This window comes from Pseudomonas sp. NBRC 111131 (assembly GCF_001320525.1).
GTDB lineage: Bacteria > Pseudomonadota > Gammaproteobacteria > Pseudomonadales > Pseudomonadaceae > Aquipseudomonas > Aquipseudomonas ceruminis.
In genome coordinates this window covers 1-16,149 of record NZ_BCBH01000042.1, presented here as the reverse complement: position 1 = coordinate 16,149, position 16,149 = coordinate 1, and the positions used below count along the sequence as shown (strand labels likewise).

Below are 16,149 nucleotides of genomic sequence, written 5' to 3'. Positions count from 1 at the left end.
AAAAAGCCCCTGGTACCGACGGTGCCAGGGGCTTTTTCATAGTCTGTGGAACTTACATCTGCGATTGCAGGTAGTTCTCCAGGCCAATGGCCTTGATCAGACCCTGCTGCTTTTCCAGCCAGTAGGTGTGGTCTTCTTCGGTATCGGCCAGCTGTGCCCGCAGGATGTCGCGGCTGATGTAATCCTTGTGCAGCTCGCACAGCTCGATGCCTTTGCAGAGCGCGGCGCGAACCTTGTATTCGAGCTTGAGGTCGGCCTCGATCATTTCCGGCACGGTACTGCCCACTTCCAGGTCATCCGCGCGCATGTCGGGGGTACCCTCGAGCATGAGGATACGGCGCATCAGCGCATCGGCGTGCTGCGTCTCTTCTTCCATCTCGTGGTTGATGCGCTCGTAGAGCTTGGACAGGCCCCAGTCTTCGTACATCCGCGAGTGGATGAAGTACTGGTCGCGTGCTGCCAGTTCGCCCTTCAGCAACGTGACGAGGTAATTGATTACGTCCGGGTGACCTTGCATCGCCCTGCTTCTCCCTGTGAAAACATCTAATGGAACATAGTGTGAACCAGGTTTTGCTCGCGGTCACTGAAAAACGCGCAATTAGAAGCAAAAAATCGGTTAAACAGTAGTGATTTTCATTGAAAAACCGCCCAAATGAGGGCGGTTCTTCTTATCACTTCGACTTAGGCGAGATTCACGCCCAGGGCCTTGGCAATACCTTCACCGTAAGCCGGGTCGGCTTTGAAGAAGTACTGCAACTGGCGCTGAACCACCTCTTGGCTGACCCCTGCCATGGTGCCGGCAATATTGTCGATCAACAGGGCTTGCTGTTCAGGGCTCATCAGACGGAACAGCGCGCCTGCGTGGCTGTAGTAGTCGTTGTCCTCACGGTGATCGTAGCGGTCCGCCGAGCCGTTCAAGGCCAGCGCAGGCTCAGCATGGCGAGGCGACTGCTTGGGTGCATCGGCGTAGCTGTTAGGCTCGTAGTTCGGTGCGCTGCCGTAGCTGCCGCTCGCCATCGAACCATCGCGCTGGTAGCTGTTGACCGCGCAGCGTGGCGCATTGACCGGCAAATGTTGGTGGTTGGTACCTACCCGGTAGCGGTGAGCGTCAGCGTAGGCGAACACGCGCCCTTGCAGCATGCGGTCAGGTGACAACCCTACGCCTGGGACCATGTTGCTCGGGCCGAACGCAGCCTGTTCGACCTCAGCGAAGTAGTTGAGCGGGTTGCGATTGAGCTCCAGCACGCCAACCTCAATCAACGGGTAGTCCTTCTGCGACCAGGTTTTGGTCACGTCGAAGGGGTTTTCGACACGGCTGGCGGCCTCGGCTTCACTCATTACCTGGATGCACACAGTCCAGCGTGGGAAATCGCCACGCTCAATGGCCTCGAACAGGTCGCGCTGGGCGTAGTCCGGGTCAGTACCGGCAAGGCGCGCAGCCTCGGCAGGGGCCAGGTTCTTGATGCCCTGCTGGGTTTTGAAATGCCATTTGACCCAGGTGCGTTCGCCATTGGCGCTGATCAGGCTGTAGGTATGGCTGCCGAAGCCGTGCATATGGCGGTAGCCGTCCGGAATACCCCGGTCGGAGAACAGAATGGTGACCTGGTGCAGTGCTTCAGGCGAATGTGACCAGAAGTCCCACATCATCTGGGCATTTTTCAGGTTCGACTGCGGATGACGCTTCTGGGTGTGGATAAAGTCTGGGAACTTCAGCGGGTCGCGGATGAAGAACACGGGCGTGTTGTTGCCAACGATGTCCCAGTTACCTTCCTCGGTGTAGAACTTGACCGCGAAACCGCGCGGGTCACGCTCGGTGTCGGCCGAGCCACGCTCGCCACCCACCGTGGAAAAGCGCAAGAATGTCTCGGTCTGCTTACCGACATGCTCGAACAGTTTGGCGCTGGTGTATTGGGTGATGTCGCGAGTAACCGTGAAGGTGCCATAAGCGCCCGAGCCCTTGGCGTGTACGCGGCGCTCCGGGATGTTCTCACGGTTGAAATGGGCGAGCTTCTCGATCAGGTGGAAGTCATCAAGCAGCAAAGGGCCGCGGGGGCCGGCGGAACGGGAGTTCTGGTTATCAGCTACAGGTGCACCGCTGGCGGTGGTGAGAATCTTGCTCATGGGCTCTCCTTATCGGTCTCGATTTGCCGGCTAATCGGCTTGGATAGGAGTATCGACGAGCAACGATGACAGAACAAATACATTACATGACTTGCATCAATAGAAATAAACAATACATGTAGAAACAAAAAACCGGGCACTAGGCCCGGTTCTTTGTAGCAGACAGAACGTCTTACTCGGCAGCTTCTACAGCACCACCGACCGGACGATCAACCAGCTCGACGTACGCCATAGGCGCGTTGTCGCCAGCGCGGAAACCGCACTTCAGGATGCGCAGGTAGCCGCCCTGACGGGTGGCGTAACGCTTGCCCAGGTCGTTGAACAGTTTGCCAACAGCGGACTTCGAACGGGTACGGTCGAAGGCCAGACGACGGTTAGCAACGCTGTCTTCCTTGGCCAGGGTGATCAGCGGCTCGGCAACGCGGCGCAGTTCCTTGGCTTTCGGCAGGGTGGTTTTGATCAGCTCGTGCTCGATCAGCGACACTGCCATGTTCTGGAACATAGCCTTGCGGTGAGAGCTGGTACGGCTCAGGTGACGTCCACTTTTACGATGACGCATGATTCATTCCTTACCAAACACTACGTTCGGTGATTACGACGATCAGGCGGTCGCCTTGTCGTCTTTCTTAAGACTTGCAGGCGGCCAGTTGTCGAGGCGCATGCCGAGAGACAGACCACGAGAGGCCAGGACGTCCTTGATTTCAGTCAGGGACTTCTTGCCCAGGTTAGGAGTCTTCAACAACTCTACTTCGGTACGCTGAATCAGGTCGCCGATGTAGTAGATGTTCTCCGCCTTCAGGCAGTTGGCCGAACGTACAGTCAGTTCCAGGTCGTCAACCGGACGTAGCAGGATCGGATCGATCTCGTCTTCCTGCTCGACTACGACAGGCTCGCTGTCACCTTTGAGGTCGACGAACGCGGCCAACTGCTGTTGCAGGATGGTCGCAGCGCGGCGGATAGCCTCTTCAGGATCCAGGGTGCCGTTGGTTTCCAGATCAATGACCAGCTTGTCCAGGTTGGTACGCTGTTCAACACGGGCGTTCTCGACCACATAGGCGATACGACGCACCGGGCTGAACGACGCGTCCAGCTGCAGACGGCCAATGCTACGGCTTTCGTCTTCGTCAGTTTGACGGGAGTCGGCCGGCTCGTAACCGCGACCACGAGCTACAGTGAGCTTCATGTTCAGGGCGCCGTTGGACGCCAGGTTCGCGATTACGTGATCGGGGTTGACGATCTCGACATCGTGATCCAGCTGAATATCGGCAGCGGTAACCACCCCCGAACCCTTTTTCGACAAGGTCAGCGTAACTTCGTCACGACCGTGCAGTTTGATAGCCAGGCCTTTCAGGTTCAACAGGATTTCAATTACGTCTTCCTGTACACCTTCGATCGCGGAGTACTCATGGAGTACGCCATCGATCTCGGCCTCGACTACTGCACAGCCAGGCATGGAGGACAACAGGATGCGGCGCAGCGCGTTGCCCAGGGTATGGCCGAAGCCACGCTCGAGAGGCTCGAGCGTGATCTTGGCGCGGGTCGGACTGACTACCTGCACATCAATGTGGCGGGGAGTCAGGAACTCATTTACCGAAATCTGCATGGATGCACCTATTTTCTAGCCCTTACTTGGAGTAGAGCTCGACAATCAGGTTTTCGTTGATGTCGGCAGACAGGTCGCCGCGAGCAGGAACGTTCTTGAAAACGCCCGACTTTTTAGCAGCATCTACGTCTACCCACTCAACGCGGCCACGCTGGGCGCACAGTTCAAGGGCTTGAACAATGCGCAGCTGGTTCGACGACTTCTCGCGAACCGCGACCACGTCACCCGGACGAACTTGGTAGGATGGAATGTTTACAGTCTTACCGTTGACGCTGATCGCTTTGTGCGAAACCAGCTGACGGGACTCGGAACGAGTCGAGCCGAAGCCCATACGGTAGACGACGTTATCCAGACGGCACTCGAGCAGTTGCAGCAGGTTCTCACCAGTTGCGCCTTTTTTCGAGGCAGCAGCTTGGTAGTAACCGCGGAACTGACGCTCCAGAACACCGTAGATACGACGGACTTTTTGTTTCTCGCGCAGCTGGGTACCGTAGTCGGACTGACGGCCACGGCGCTGGCCGTGGATACCTGGGGCTGCTTCGATGTTGCACTTCGATTCCAGAGCGCGAACGCCGCTCTTCAGGAACAGGTCAGTGCCTTCACGACGAGACAGTTTGCATTTTGGACCAATGTAACGTGCCATTCTTCTGTCTCCTGATTACACGCGGCGCTTCTTCGGCGGACGGCACCCGTTGTGCGGGATTGGCGTCACGTCGGTGATGCTGGCGATCTTGTAGCCACAGCTGTTCAATGCACGAACGGCGGACTCACGACCTGGACCTGGACCCTTGACGTTAACGTCGAGGTTCTTCAGACCGTATTCCAGCGCAGCTTGACCAGCACGCTCTGCAGCGATCTGAGCTGCGAACGGGGTGGATTTGCGCGAACCACGGAAACCCGAACCACCGGAGGTCGCCCAGGACAAAGCATTGCCCTGACGGTCGGTGATGGTCACGATGGTGTTGTTGAAAGACGCATGGATGTGGGCGATGCCATCAACCACTGTCTTTTTGATTTTCTTACGAGGACGAGCAGCAGGTTTTGCCATGTCTATATTCCTGGGCGATTACTTGCGGATCGGCTTACGCGGGCCCTTACGGGTGCGTGCGTTGGTCTTGGTGCGCTGACCGCGAACCGGCAGACCTTTACGATGACGCAGGCCGCGGTAGCAACCCAGGTCCATCAAGCGCTTGATCTTCATGTTGACGTCACGACGCAGGTCACCTTCGGTGGTGAACTTCGCGACTTCGCCACGCAGGGTTTCGATTTGCTCGTCGCTCAGATCCTTGATCTTAGCGGCTGGGTTTACACCAGCGTCTGCACAGATCTTCTGTGCAGTTGTGCGACCGACACCATAGATGTAGGTCAGCGAGATAACAGTATGCTTGTTATCTGGAATGTTGACGCCTGCAATACGGGCCATTCAGTGGGACTCCAATTGACAGCTACCTACGCCCCGGAAGCCAAGAAATAGGGCGCGAGATAATATCGCTGTAGAAACGAATAATCAACCCAGCAGCACACTAGCTGCTGGGTTTGAAGCGCAGATCACACTCAGCCTTGGCGCTGTTTGTGACGCGGTTCCGCGCTGCAGATCACTCGTACGACGCCTTCGCGACGGATGATCTTGCAGTTGCGGCACAGCTTTTTCACCGATGCACGAACTTTCATTACCGACTCCTCGAACCTTAGGGGCGTATCAGCGCAGCAGACCGCTGCCACCGTAGCCTTTCAGGTTGGCTTTCTTCATCAGGGATTCGTACTGGTGCGAAACGAGGTGCGATTGTACTTGGGACATGAAGTCCATCACAACCACTACCACAATCAGCAACGAGGTCCCGCCAAGGTAGAACGGCACATTTGCTGCCACCACCAGGAACTGGGGCAGAAGGCAGACGGCCATCATGTAAAGAGCACCGAACATGGTCAGACGAGTCAGAACGCCATCAATGTAGCGTGCCGACTGCTCACCAGGACGGATACCCGGAATAAAGGCACCGGACTTCTTCAGGTTTTCCGCTACGTCTTTCGGGTTGAACATCAGCGCCGTGTAGAAGAAGCAGAAGAAAATGATCCCTGCACTAAACAGCAGAATGTTCAACGGCTGACCAGGAGCGATCGACTGCGAGATGTCCTGCAGCCAGCCCATACCTTCGGACTGACCGAACCAGGCACCCAGCGAAGCCGGGAACAGCAGAATGCTGCTCGCGAAAATGGCCGGGATTACCCCTGCCATGTTCACCTTAAGCGGCAAGTGGCTGGTCTGCGCAGCGAAGACCTTGCGGCCCTGCTGACGCTTGGCGTAGTGAACGGCGATACGACGCTGACCACGCTCAATGAACACCACAAAACCGATAATCGCTACTGCCAGCAAACCGATAGCGACCAGGGCGAAAATGTTGATATCGCCTGTGCGTGCAGACTCGAAAGACTGCCCGATTGCTCTCGGAAGACCGGCAACGATACCTGCGAAGATTAACATCGAGATACCGTTGCCCACACCGCGCTCGGTGATCTGCTCGCCCAGCCACATCATGAACATCGCGCCGGCCACAAATGTGGATACCGCGACGACATGGAAGCCCAGGCCGACAGAAAACGCCACGCCCTGGTTGGCCAGGCCAATGGACATGCCAATGGCTTGGACCAGCGCCAGGATAACGGTGCCGTAGCGGGTGTACTGGCTGATCTTGCGACGGCCAGCTTCACCTTCCTTCTTCAACTGCTCCAGTTGCGGGCTGACCGCTGTCATCAGCTGCATGATGATCGATGCCGAGATGTACGGCATGATCCCCAGTGCAAAGATGCTCATGCGTTCGAGCGCACCACCGGAAAACATGTTGAACAAGCTAAGAATGGTCCCCTCATTCTGCCGAAACAGATCCGCCAGACGGTCCGGATTGATGCCTGGAACCGGGATATGCGCACCTATCCGATAGACGATGATCGCCATGAACAGAAAGCGCAGACGAGCCCAGAGTTCCGACATCCCGCCCTTACCGAGCGAAGAGAGAGCACCTTGCTTAGCCATTTATTCCTCGAACTTGCCGCCAGCTGCTTCGATAGCCGCACGCGCACCCTTGGTGGCTGCGATACCCTTGATGGTGACTGCGCGAGTGACTTCGCCAGACAGCATGATTTTCACACGCTGAACGTTCTGGTTGATCACGTTGGCATCCTTCAGGGATTGCACGGAGATCACGTCGCCTTCCACTTTGGCCAGCTCGGACAGACGCACTTCTGCGCGGTCCATGGCTTTCAGGGAAACGAAGCCGAACTTCGGCAGGCGACGGTGCAGCGGCTGTTGACCGCCTTCGAAGCCCGGAGCGATCGAACCACCCGAACGGGAGGTCTGACCTTTGTGACCACGGCCACCGGTCTTACCCAGACCGCTACCGATACCACGACCCGGACGATGCTTTTCGCGACGGGAACCCGGCGCTGGACTCAGATCATTGAGTTTCATCGATTAACCCTCGACGCGCAGCATGTAGTAAGCCTTGTTGATCATCCCGCGGTTCTCGGGAGTATCCTGGACTTCTACAGTGTGACCGATGCGACGCAGACCCAGACCTTTAACGCACAGTTTGTGGTTAGGGATACGGCCCGAGACGCTCTTGATCAGCGTTACTTTTACGGTTGCCATGATCAGAAGATCTCCTCAACGCTCTTGCCGCGCTTGGCAGCAATGGACTCAGGAGATTGCATGGCTTTCAGACCCTTGAAGGTGGCGTAAACCACGTTCACTGGGTTGGTCGAACCGTAGCACTTGGCCAGGACGTTCTGAACACCAGCAACTTCCAGGACAGCACGCATGGCGCCGCCGGCGATGATACCGGTACCTTCCGAGGCAGGCTGCATGTAAACCTTCGAGGCGCCGTGGGCGGCCTTGGTGGCGTACTGCAGGGTGGTGCCTTTCAGGTCAACCTGGATCATGTTGCGACGAGCAGCTTCCATGGCTTTTTGGATCGCAGCAGGTACTTCGCGCGATTTGCCACGGCCGAAGCCGACGCGACCCTTGCCATCACCTACCACGGTCAGCGCGGTGAAGGTGAAGATACGGCCGCCTTTAACGGTTTTAGCTACGCGGTTAACTTGAACCAGCTTCTCGATGTAGCCTTCGTCGCGCTTTTGATCGTTATTTGCCATAACTTAGAACTCCAGCCCGCCTTCACGAGCAGCATCAGCCAGCGCTTTGACGCGGCCATGGTACTTGAAGCCGGAACGGTCAAAGGCAACTTGAGATACACCGGCGGCTTTCGCACGCTCAGCTACCAGCTTGCCAACCTTAGTGGCCGCGTCGATGTTGCCAGTGGCGCCATCACGCAGTTCTTTGTCCAAGGTCGAGGCGCTTGCCAGAACCTTGCTGCCGTCGGCCGAAATGACCTGGGCATAGATGTGCTGCGAGGAGCGGAACACGCACAGGCGCACGACTTCGAGTTCGTGCATCTTGAGGCGTGCTTTGCGAGCGCGACGCAGTCGAGTAACTTTTTTGTCGGTCATTTGCTAGGCCCTACTTCTTCTTGGCTTCTTTACGACGGACTACTTCGTCCGCGTAACGCACACCCTTGCCTTTGTAAGGCTCTGGCGGACGGAAGTCGCGGATTTCAGCGGCCACCTGACCTACTAGCTGCTTGTCGATACCCTTGATCAGGATGTCGGTTTGGCTAGGAGTTTCAGCAGTGATACCGGCTGGCAGTTCGTAGTCCACTGGATGCGAGAAGCCCAGAGCCAGGTTCAGGACGGTGCCTTTAGCCTGTGCCTTGTAACCAACACCGACCAGCTGGAGCTTGCGCTCGAAGCCTTGGCTTACGCCTTGGACCATGTTGTTGACCAGAGCACGGGTAGTACCGGCCATGGCGCGAGCTTGCTGATCACCGTTGCGAGCGACGAAACGCAGTTCGCCGGACTCTTCGGTAACTTCAACAGACGAGTGAACGTTCAGTTCGAGAGTGCCTTTGGCACCCTTCACCGAAAGCTGCTGACCGGCGAATTTGACTTCGACACCAGCTGGCAGCTTAACGGGGTTCTTAGCGACGCGAGACATGCCTATCTCCCCTTAGAACACTGTGCACAGAACTTCGCCGCCGACACCGGCAGCGCGCGCAGCGCGGTCAGTCATCACACCTTTGTTGGTGGAGACGATAGACACGCCCAGGCCGCCACGAACTTTCGGCAGGTCTGCGACGGACTTGTACTGGCGCAGGCCTGGACGGCTGGAGCGCTTCAGTTCCTCGATGACCGGACGGCCTTCGAAGTACTTCAGTTCGATCGACAGGGACGGCTTGGCCTCACCAGTAACCTGGTAGCCAGCGATGTAACCTTCGTCTTTCAGAACTTTGGCAACCGCGACCTTCAGGGTGGAGGAAGGCATGCTTACGACGGACTTTTCAGCCATCTGGGCATTACGGATGCGAGTTAGCATGTCCGCTAACGGGTCCTGCATACTCATGGGCTAGATGCTCCTGATACAAGAATTATTAGCCTTGCGGCTATCACAACCACCTGAACGGGCAGGGTCAAAAAACCCAGGCTCAGGTGAGCCGGTCATTCTAGACACAAGGCAGAAACGAAACAAGCCCCATATAGGGGCTTGTTTCTCGGCGAGGTCACCGGCGGTCGGAAGATTACTCCCCTCGCGCCGGGATCACACCTGCAGCGATTACCAGGAGGCCTTGACCAGGCCTGGTACGTCACCGCGCATTGCAGCTTGACGCAGCATGTTACGGCCCAGGCCGAACTTACGGTATACACCGTGAGGACGACCGGTCAGGCGGCAACGGTTGCGCAGACGCGCAGCGCTGGCATCACGTGGCTGCTTCTGCAGAGCGACAACGGCAGCGAAACGCTCTTCAGGAGAGGCGTTCAGGTTGACGATGGTCGCTTTCAGCTCAGCACGCTTTTTGGCGAACTTGGCTACCGTGAGCTGACGCTTCAGCTCGCGGTTTTTCATGCTCTTCTTGGCCATTTTCCTACTCCAATCAGTTGCGGAACGGGAATTTGAATGCACGCAGCAGAGCGCGGCCTTCGTCATCCGAACGAGCAGTGGTGGTCAGGGTGATGTCCAAACCGCGCAGAGCATCGATCTTGTCGTAATCGATTTCCGGGAAGATGATCTGCTCTTTCACGCCCATGCTGTAGTTGCCACGACCATCGAAGGACTTGGCATTCAGGCCGCGGAAGTCGCGGACCCGAGGCAGGGAGATCGCCAGCAGGCGGTCCAGGAACTCGTACATTTTTTCGCGACGCAGGGTCACCTTGACGCCGATCGGCCATCCTTCACGGACTTTGAAGCCCGCGATGGATTTACGAGCGAAGGTCACAACCGGCTTTTGACCGGTGATCTTCTCCAGGTCGGCAACAGCGTGCTCGATGACTTTCTTGTCACCGATCGCTTCGCCCAGACCCATGTTCAGGGTGATCTTGGTAACGCGCGGAACTTCCATCACGTTCGACAGCTTAAGTTCTTCCTTAAGCTTAGGAGCGATTTCGTTCCGGTAAATCTCTTTCAGTCGTGCCATGGTCTTCTACCTAGCAGTGTTCAAGCATCAACCGCTTTTTGGGTCGACTTGAAGACACGAATTTTCTTACCGTCTTCTACTTTGAAACCAACGCGGTCAGCCTTGTTGGTTTCGCCGTTGAAGATGGCAACGTTGGAAGCGTGCAGAGGCGCTTCTTTTTCGACGATACCGCCCTGAACGCCCGCCATCGGGTTAGGCTTGGTATGACGCTTGACCAGGTTCACACCACCGATGACCAGACGGTCGTCAGCGAGAACCTTCAGCACCTTACCGCGCTTACCTTTGTCTTTGCCGGCGATCACGATGATCTCGTCGTCACGACGAATCTTTTGCATGTCGGATCTCCTTACAGCACTTCAGGGGCGAGCGAGACGATCTTCATGAACTTCTCAGTACGAAGTTCACGGGTCACTGGCCCGAAGATGCGAGTGCCGATCGGCTCTTGCTTGGTGTTCAGCAGAACAGCAGCGTTGCCGTCGAAACGAATGATGGAACCGTCAGCGCGACGTACACCGTGACGGGTACGGACGACAACAGCGGTCATCACCTGGCCTTTTTTGACCTTACCGCGCGGAATTGCTTCCTTGACGGTTACTTTGATGATGTCACCGATGCCAGCATAACGACGGTGCGAACCGCCGAGTACCTTGATGCACATGACGCGACGAGCGCCGCTGTTATCGGCCACATCGAGCATGGATTGAGTCTGAATCATAAAATTTCTCCGACCCCTAGCCCTTAGACTTCAACAGCGCGTTCGAGGACTTCAACCAGTGCCCAGGACTTGGTCTTGGCCAGCGGACGGGTTTCACGGATGGAAACCTTGTCGCCGATTTTGCACTGGTTGGATTCGTCGTGCGCGTGCAGCTTAGTCGAACGCTTAACGTATTTACCGTAGATCGGGTGCTTAACGCGACGCTCGATCAGAACGGTGATGGTCTTGTCCATTTTGTCGCTGACGACACGGCCAGTCAGCGTACGGACGGTTTTTTCAGCTTCAGCCATGATCACTTACCTGCCTGCTGGTTAAGCACAGTTTTCACGCGAGCGATGTCACGCTTAACTTGCGAGAGCAGGTGCGACTGCCCCAACTGGCCAGTTGCTTTCTGCATACGCAGATTGAACTGGTCGCGCAGCAAGCCGAGCAGTTGCTCATTCAGTTGCTGTGCAGATTTTTCACGAAGTTCATTCGCTTTCATCACATCACCGTCCGCTTAACAAAGGAGGTGGCGAGAGGCAGCTTTGCAGCAGCCAGGGCGAAAGCTTCGCGCGCCAGCTCTTCAGAAACACCTTCGATTTCATACAGGACTTTGCCTGGCTGAATCTGGGCAACCCAGTATTCCACGGAGCCCTTACCTTTACCCATACGAACCTCGAGAGGCTTCTTGGAGATCGGCTTGTCCGGGAACACACGGATCCAGATCTTGCCGCCACGTTTTACGTGACGGGTCAGAGCACGACGTGCCGACTCGATCTGGCGGGCGGTGAGGCGACCGCGAGCAACAGCTTTCAGGGCGAACTCGCCGAAGCTGACTTTGCTACCGCGCAGCGCCAGACCACGGTTGTGGCCGGTCATCTGCTTGCGGAATTTTGTACGCTTTGGTTGCAACATTTGGCGTACCCCTTACTTAGCAGCTTTTTTACGAGGCGCTGGTGCTTGTGGTTTCAGTTCTTCTTGGCGACCACCAATTACTTCGCCTTTGAAGATCCAAACCTTCACACCGATCACACCGTAAGTGGTGTGAGCTTCGTAGGTGTTGTAGTCGATATCGGCACGCAGGGTGTGCAGAGGCACACGACCTTCGCGATACCACTCGGTACGAGCAATCTCAGCACCGCCGAGACGACCGCTCACCTGGATCTTGATGCCCTTGGCACCAATACGCATGGCGTTCTGTACGGCGCGCTTCATGGCGCGACGGAACATTACGCGGCGTTCCAGCTGCTGAGCTACGCTCTGCGCAACCAGCATGGCGTCGAGTTCCGGCTTGCGGATCTCTTCGATGTTGATGTGCACAGGCACACCCATCTGCTTGGTCAGGTCCTGACGCAGCTTCTCGACATCTTCACCTTTCTTACCGATAACGATACCGGGACGAGCGGTGTGGATGGTGATGCGTGCAGTTTGAGCCGGACGATGAATATCGATACGGCTTACGGACGCGCTTTTTAGTTTGTCTTGGAGGTACTCACGCGTTTTCAGATCCTTCAACAGGTAATCTGCGTAAGTAGCACCGTCTGCGTACCAGACGGAGGTGTGCTCCTTGACGATTCCCAGGCGAATGCCAGTGGGATGTACTTTCTGACCCATCTGATCGACTCCGTTACTTGTCCGCAACCTTGACAGTGATATGGCAAGACCGCTTGACGATGCGATCAGCACGGCCTTTGGCACGTGGCATGATGCGCTTCAGCGAACGCCCTTCGTTGACGAAGACGGTGGAGACCTTCAGGTCATCAACGTCTGCGCCTTCGTTGTGTTCGGCGTTGGCAACGGCCGACTCGAGGACTTTCTTCATGATTTCAGCGGCTTTTTTGCTGCTGAAGGCCAACAGGTTGAGCGCTTCGCCCACCTTCTTCCCGCGGATCTGGTCGGCGACCAAGCGGGCTTTCTGGGCGGAGATGCGAGCGCCCGACAACTTAGCGGCTACTTCCATTTCCTTACCCCTTAACGCTTGGCTTTCTTGTCAGCCACGTGCCCGCGATAGGTGCGGGTACCGGCGAACTCGCCCAGTTTGTGGCCGACCATGTCTTCGTTCACGAGAACTGGGACGTGTTGGCGACCGTTGTGAACCGCGATGGTCAGACCGACCATTTGTGGCAGGATCATCGAACGGCGCGACCAGGTTTTAACTGGCTTGCGATCGTTCTTCTCCACCGCCACTTCGACCTTCTTCAGCAGGTGAAGATCGATAAAAGGACCTTTTTTCAGAGAACGTGGCACTGTCGTATCCCTCTAGTTACTTGCGACGACGGACGATCATGTTGTCGGTACGCTTATTACCACGGGTTTTAGCACCCTTGGTTGGGAAGCCCCATGGCGATACCGGATGACGACCACCGGAGGTACGACCTTCACCACCACCATGTGGGTGGTCAACCGGGTTCATGGCAACACCACGAACGGTTGGGCGAACGCCGCGCCAGCGTTTGGCACCCGCTTTACCCAGCGAACGCAGGCTGTGCTCGGAGTTCGAGACTTCGCCCAGGGTCGCACGGCACTCAGCCAGTACTTTACGCATCTCACCGGAACGCAGACGCAGAGTCACGTAGACGCCTTCACGAGCGATCAGCTGAGCCGAAGCACCAGCGGAACGAGCGATCTGAGCACCTTTACCCGGCTTCAGTTCGATGCCGTGAATGGTGCTACCTACTGGGATGTTGCGCAGCTGCAGGGAGTTACCGGCCTTGATTGGGGCCAGGGCACCTGCGATCAGCTGGTCGCCAGCGCTCACGCCTTTAGGGGCGATGATGTAGCGACGCTCACCGTCTGCGTAGCACAGCAGGGCGATGTGAGCAGTACGGTTCGGGTCGTATTCGATACGCTCGACAGTGGCAGGGATGCCATCTTTGTCGTTGCGACGGAAGTCGACCAGACGGTAATGCTGCTTATGACCACCACCAACGTGACGAGTGGTGATGCGGCCATTGTTGTTACGACCACCAGACTTCGATTTTTTCTCGATCAGCGGTGCGTGAGGAGCGCCTTTGTGCAGCTCCTGGTTGACCACCTTGACCACGAAACGGCGGCCAGGGGAAGTCGGTTTGCATTTAACGATTGCCATGATGCACCCCTTCCTTACTCAGCACTGCTGCTGAAATCGAGATCTTGGCCTGGCTGAAGGGAGACGATCGCCTTCTTCCAGTCATTACGCTTGCCCAGACCACGTGCGGTACGCTTGGTTTTACCCAGAACGTTAACAGTCGACACGTTTTCAACTTTTACGTTGAACAGGCCTTCGACAGCTTTCTTGATTTCCAGCTTGGTTGCATCGGTAGCAACCTTGAATACGAACTGGCCTTTTTTCTCAGCCAGAACGGTAGCCTTCTCGGAAACGTGCGGGCCAAGGAGGACTTTGAATACGCGTTCCTGGTTCATCCCAGCAGCTCCTCGAATTTCTTCACGGCCGAGACAGTGATCAACACTTTCTCGTATGCGATCAGACTGACCGGGTCGGAACCTTGTACGTCACGGACATCAACGTGCGGCAGGTTACGAGCAGCCAGGTACAGGTTCTGATCAACAGCGTCCGAAACGATCAGAACGTCGTTCAGACCCATGCCGTTCAGCTTGTTCAGCAGATCTTTGGTTTTCGGCGCTTCAACAGCGAAGTCCTGAACCACGACCAGACGGTCGCTACGCACCAGCTCAGCGAGGATGGAGCGCAGGGCTGCGCGGTACATCTTCTTGTTGAGCTTCTGCGAGTGATCTTGAGGGCGAGCTGCGAAGGTTACACCACCGCCACGCCAGATCGGACCACGAGTGGTACCAGCACGAGCACGGCCAGTACCCTTCTGACGCCATGGGCGCTTACCGCCACCAGCCACGTCGGAACGGGTCTTCTGCTGCTTGGTGCCCTGGCGGCCGCCGGCCATGTAGGCCACGACTGCTTGGTGTACCAGCGTCTCGTTGAATTCGCCACCGAAGGTCAGTTCGGAAACTTCGATCGCCTGAGCGTCATTTACATTAAGTTGCATGTCAGTTTCCCCTTAACCGCGAGCCTTGACAGCTGGACGTACAACCACGTCGCCGCCAGTAGCGCCAGGAACGGCACCCTTGACCAGCAGCAGGTTGCGTTCAGCGTCTACGCGAACTACTTCCAGGGACTGAACAGTCACGCGCTCGGCGCCCATGTGACCGGACATTTTCTTGCCCTTGAACACACGACCAGGAGTCTGGCACTGGCCGATGGAACCTGGGACACGGTGCGACACGGAGTTACCGTGGGTGTTGTCCTGGCCACGGAAGTTCCAGCGCTTGATGGTACCGGCGAAGCCTTTACCTTTGGACTGACCAGTAACGTCTACCAGCTGGCCTGCAGTGAAGAGTTCAGCTTTGATCAGATCGCCAGCCTGGAAATCGCCTTCTTCAAGACGGAACTCCCAAACACCGCGACCAGCGGCAACGTTGGCCTTGGCGAAGTGGCCTGCCTGAGCGGCAGTCACACGCGAAGCACGACGCTCGCCGACAGTGACTTGCACTGCACGGTAGCCATCGGTTTCTTCAGTTTTGAACTGGGTGACGCGATTCGGCTCGATCTCAATGACCGTGACCGGAATGGAGACACCTTCTTCGGTGAAAATGCGGGTCATACCGCATTTGCGACCGATTACACCAATAGTCATGTTGTAAACCTCATGAGTGTACGGGGCTTTCACCCGCTATGGCCGCCCATTTCAGAGCGTTACACGACTAGACCGAAGTCTTAGCCGAGGCTGATCTGTACTTCCACACCTGCCGCCAGATCAAGCTTCATCAGCGCGTCAACGGTTTTATCCGTTGGCTGGACGATGTCCAGAACACGCTTATGAGTGCGAATCTCGTACTGGTCACGCGCGTCTTTGTTGACGTGCGGGGAGACCAGAACGGTGAAACGCTCTTTGCGGGTAGGCAGTGGAATAGGACCACGCACTTGTGCACCAGTACGTTTCGCGGTTTCCACGATTTCCTGGGTGGATTGGTCGATCAGGCGATGGTCGAAAGCCTTCAACCTGATACGGATTTGCTGATTTTGCATTGGATTTCAGACTCCAGGCTGTTCCCAACGGACGCACTACGCCCGCTAAAAGGAGGCGTGATTCTATAGACGCCCCAATTTAGTGTCAACCCAATAAAAAAAACCCCCGCTGAGCGGGGGTTTTTTCAATCGGTCGAGTGATTACTCGATGATTTTGGCTACGACG

30 protein-coding genes are annotated in these 16,149 nt (G+C 56.5%); all 30 read right to left on the bottom strand.

Annotated features, from left to right (window positions below):
* Positions 1 to 52 precede the first annotated feature (52 nt).
* Positions 53 to 517: a bacterioferritin gene (bfr, locus tag APH34_RS25310; protein WP_012316512.1), complete on the bottom strand. Its 465-nt coding sequence runs from the start codon at positions 515 to 517 to the stop codon at positions 53 to 55.
* Between the two features lie 164 nt (positions 518 to 681).
* Positions 682 to 2,121: a catalase gene (locus APH34_RS25305; protein ID WP_054903434.1), complete on the bottom strand. Its 1,440-nt coding sequence runs from the start codon at positions 2,119 to 2,121 to the stop codon at positions 682 to 684.
* Between the two features lie 172 nt (positions 2,122 to 2,293).
* Complete coding sequence (gene rplQ / locus APH34_RS25300) at positions 2,294 to 2,680, bottom strand: 50S ribosomal protein L17 (RefSeq protein ID WP_003255451.1); 387 nt, start codon at positions 2,678 to 2,680, stop codon at positions 2,294 to 2,296.
* 42 nt (positions 2,681 to 2,722) lie between these two features.
* Positions 2,723 to 3,724 carry a DNA-directed RNA polymerase subunit alpha gene (gene rpoA / locus APH34_RS25295; protein WP_003255452.1) on the bottom strand — a complete coding sequence of 334 codons (1,002 nt, stop codon included), beginning with the start codon at positions 3,722 to 3,724 and terminating at the stop codon, positions 2,723 to 2,725.
* Between the two features lie 22 nt (positions 3,725 to 3,746).
* Entirely contained in the window at positions 3,747 to 4,367 is a 621-nt protein-coding gene (gene rpsD / locus APH34_RS25290) for a 30S ribosomal protein S4 (RefSeq protein WP_008089778.1), read from the bottom strand.
* Between the two features lie 15 nt (positions 4,368 to 4,382).
* A complete protein-coding gene (rpsK, locus tag APH34_RS25285) occupies positions 4,383 to 4,772 on the bottom strand; it encodes a 30S ribosomal protein S11 (RefSeq protein ID WP_012270237.1) in 390 nt (129 codons plus the stop codon).
* An 18-nt stretch (positions 4,773 to 4,790) separates the two neighbouring features.
* On the bottom strand, positions 4,791 to 5,147 hold the full coding sequence (rpsM, locus tag APH34_RS25280) for a 30S ribosomal protein S13 (RefSeq protein WP_012316515.1): 357 nt from the start codon (positions 5,145 to 5,147) through the stop codon (positions 4,791 to 4,793).
* Positions 5,148 to 5,278: 131 nt separating this feature from the next.
* Positions 5,279 to 5,395, bottom strand: a complete 117-nt coding sequence (gene rpmJ, locus APH34_RS25275) for a 50S ribosomal protein L36 (protein WP_002555468.1) — start codon at positions 5,393 to 5,395, stop codon at positions 5,279 to 5,281.
* A 28-nt stretch (positions 5,396 to 5,423) separates the two neighbouring features.
* Positions 5,424 to 6,755 (bottom strand): preprotein translocase subunit SecY, encoded by a 1,332-nt coding sequence (gene secY, locus APH34_RS25270; RefSeq protein WP_003257108.1) that lies wholly within the window; start codon positions 6,753 to 6,755, stop codon positions 5,424 to 5,426.
* Complete coding sequence (gene rplO / locus APH34_RS25265) at positions 6,756 to 7,190, bottom strand: 50S ribosomal protein L15 (RefSeq protein WP_008089796.1); 435 nt, start codon at positions 7,188 to 7,190, stop codon at positions 6,756 to 6,758.
* A gap of 3 nt (positions 7,191 to 7,193) precedes the next feature.
* Positions 7,194 to 7,370: a 50S ribosomal protein L30 gene (gene rpmD, locus APH34_RS25260; protein WP_008089798.1), complete on the bottom strand. Its 177-nt coding sequence runs from the start codon at positions 7,368 to 7,370 to the stop codon at positions 7,194 to 7,196.
* A gap of 2 nt (positions 7,371 to 7,372) precedes the next feature.
* Positions 7,373 to 7,873 carry a 30S ribosomal protein S5 gene (gene rpsE / locus APH34_RS25255; RefSeq protein ID WP_003255465.1) on the bottom strand — a complete coding sequence of 167 codons (501 nt, stop codon included), beginning with the start codon at positions 7,871 to 7,873 and terminating at the stop codon, positions 7,373 to 7,375.
* Between the two features lie 3 nt (positions 7,874 to 7,876).
* Entirely contained in the window at positions 7,877 to 8,227 is a 351-nt protein-coding gene (rplR, locus tag APH34_RS25250) for a 50S ribosomal protein L18 (protein WP_009397496.1), read from the bottom strand.
* A 10-nt stretch (positions 8,228 to 8,237) separates the two neighbouring features.
* Positions 8,238 to 8,771 (bottom strand): 50S ribosomal protein L6, encoded by a 534-nt coding sequence (gene rplF / locus APH34_RS25245; RefSeq protein WP_009681972.1) that lies wholly within the window; start codon positions 8,769 to 8,771, stop codon positions 8,238 to 8,240.
* A gap of 12 nt (positions 8,772 to 8,783) precedes the next feature.
* Positions 8,784 to 9,176, bottom strand: a complete 393-nt coding sequence (rpsH, locus tag APH34_RS25240) for a 30S ribosomal protein S8 (RefSeq protein ID WP_043210304.1) — start codon at positions 9,174 to 9,176, stop codon at positions 8,784 to 8,786.
* Positions 9,177 to 9,386: 210 nt separating this feature from the next.
* Positions 9,387 to 9,692, bottom strand: a complete 306-nt coding sequence (rpsN, locus tag APH34_RS25235; RefSeq protein WP_012316516.1) for a 30S ribosomal protein S14 — start codon at positions 9,690 to 9,692, stop codon at positions 9,387 to 9,389.
* A gap of 13 nt (positions 9,693 to 9,705) precedes the next feature.
* Positions 9,706 to 10,245 (bottom strand): 50S ribosomal protein L5, encoded by a 540-nt coding sequence (gene rplE / locus APH34_RS25230; protein WP_012316517.1) that lies wholly within the window; start codon positions 10,243 to 10,245, stop codon positions 9,706 to 9,708.
* Between the two features lie 20 nt (positions 10,246 to 10,265).
* A complete protein-coding gene (gene rplX, locus APH34_RS25225) occupies positions 10,266 to 10,580 on the bottom strand; it encodes a 50S ribosomal protein L24 (RefSeq protein ID WP_003255476.1) in 315 nt (104 codons plus the stop codon).
* A gap of 11 nt (positions 10,581 to 10,591) precedes the next feature.
* Positions 10,592 to 10,960 carry a 50S ribosomal protein L14 gene (gene rplN / locus APH34_RS25220; protein ID WP_008089810.1) on the bottom strand — a complete coding sequence of 123 codons (369 nt, stop codon included), beginning with the start codon at positions 10,958 to 10,960 and terminating at the stop codon, positions 10,592 to 10,594.
* Positions 10,961 to 10,983: 23 nt separating this feature from the next.
* Complete coding sequence (gene rpsQ / locus APH34_RS25215) at positions 10,984 to 11,250, bottom strand: 30S ribosomal protein S17 (RefSeq protein ID WP_008089812.1); 267 nt, start codon at positions 11,248 to 11,250, stop codon at positions 10,984 to 10,986.
* A 2-nt stretch (positions 11,251 to 11,252) separates the two neighbouring features.
* Positions 11,253 to 11,444 (bottom strand): 50S ribosomal protein L29, encoded by a 192-nt coding sequence (gene rpmC / locus APH34_RS25210; RefSeq protein WP_002555481.1) that lies wholly within the window; start codon positions 11,442 to 11,444, stop codon positions 11,253 to 11,255.
* A complete protein-coding gene (gene rplP / locus APH34_RS25205) occupies positions 11,444 to 11,857 on the bottom strand; it encodes a 50S ribosomal protein L16 (RefSeq protein ID WP_003255479.1) in 414 nt (137 codons plus the stop codon). Before rplP ends, rpmC begins: the two co-directional genes overlap by 1 nt.
* A 12-nt stretch (positions 11,858 to 11,869) precedes the next feature.
* The gene (gene rpsC / locus APH34_RS25200) at positions 11,870 to 12,556 is read right to left on the bottom strand and encodes a 30S ribosomal protein S3 (protein ID WP_003255481.1); all 687 of its coding nucleotides are present in this window, start codon (positions 12,554 to 12,556) and stop codon (positions 11,870 to 11,872) included.
* A gap of 13 nt (positions 12,557 to 12,569) precedes the next feature.
* Positions 12,570 to 12,902: a 50S ribosomal protein L22 gene (gene rplV / locus APH34_RS25195; protein WP_003103908.1), complete on the bottom strand. Its 333-nt coding sequence runs from the start codon at positions 12,900 to 12,902 to the stop codon at positions 12,570 to 12,572.
* A gap of 11 nt (positions 12,903 to 12,913) precedes the next feature.
* Positions 12,914 to 13,189, bottom strand: a complete 276-nt coding sequence (gene rpsS / locus APH34_RS25190) for a 30S ribosomal protein S19 (protein WP_003255482.1) — start codon at positions 13,187 to 13,189, stop codon at positions 12,914 to 12,916.
* 16 nt (positions 13,190 to 13,205) lie between these two features.
* Positions 13,206 to 14,030, bottom strand: a complete 825-nt coding sequence (gene rplB / locus APH34_RS25185) for a 50S ribosomal protein L2 (RefSeq protein WP_015268750.1) — start codon at positions 14,028 to 14,030, stop codon at positions 13,206 to 13,208.
* Between the two features lie 14 nt (positions 14,031 to 14,044).
* A complete protein-coding gene (rplW, locus tag APH34_RS25180; protein ID WP_003255484.1) occupies positions 14,045 to 14,344 on the bottom strand; it encodes a 50S ribosomal protein L23 in 300 nt (99 codons plus the stop codon).
* On the bottom strand, positions 14,341 to 14,943 hold the full coding sequence (rplD, locus tag APH34_RS25175) for a 50S ribosomal protein L4 (protein WP_008089819.1): 603 nt from the start codon (positions 14,941 to 14,943) through the stop codon (positions 14,341 to 14,343). Before rplD ends, rplW begins: the two co-directional genes overlap by 4 nt.
* A 12-nt stretch (positions 14,944 to 14,955) precedes the next feature.
* Positions 14,956 to 15,591 carry a 50S ribosomal protein L3 gene (rplC, locus tag APH34_RS25170; RefSeq protein WP_003257089.1) on the bottom strand — a complete coding sequence of 212 codons (636 nt, stop codon included), beginning with the start codon at positions 15,589 to 15,591 and terminating at the stop codon, positions 14,956 to 14,958.
* 80 nt (positions 15,592 to 15,671) lie between these two features.
* Complete coding sequence (rpsJ, locus tag APH34_RS25165) at positions 15,672 to 15,983, bottom strand: 30S ribosomal protein S10 (protein WP_003186070.1); 312 nt, start codon at positions 15,981 to 15,983, stop codon at positions 15,672 to 15,674.
* Positions 15,984 to 16,149 lie beyond the last annotated feature (166 nt).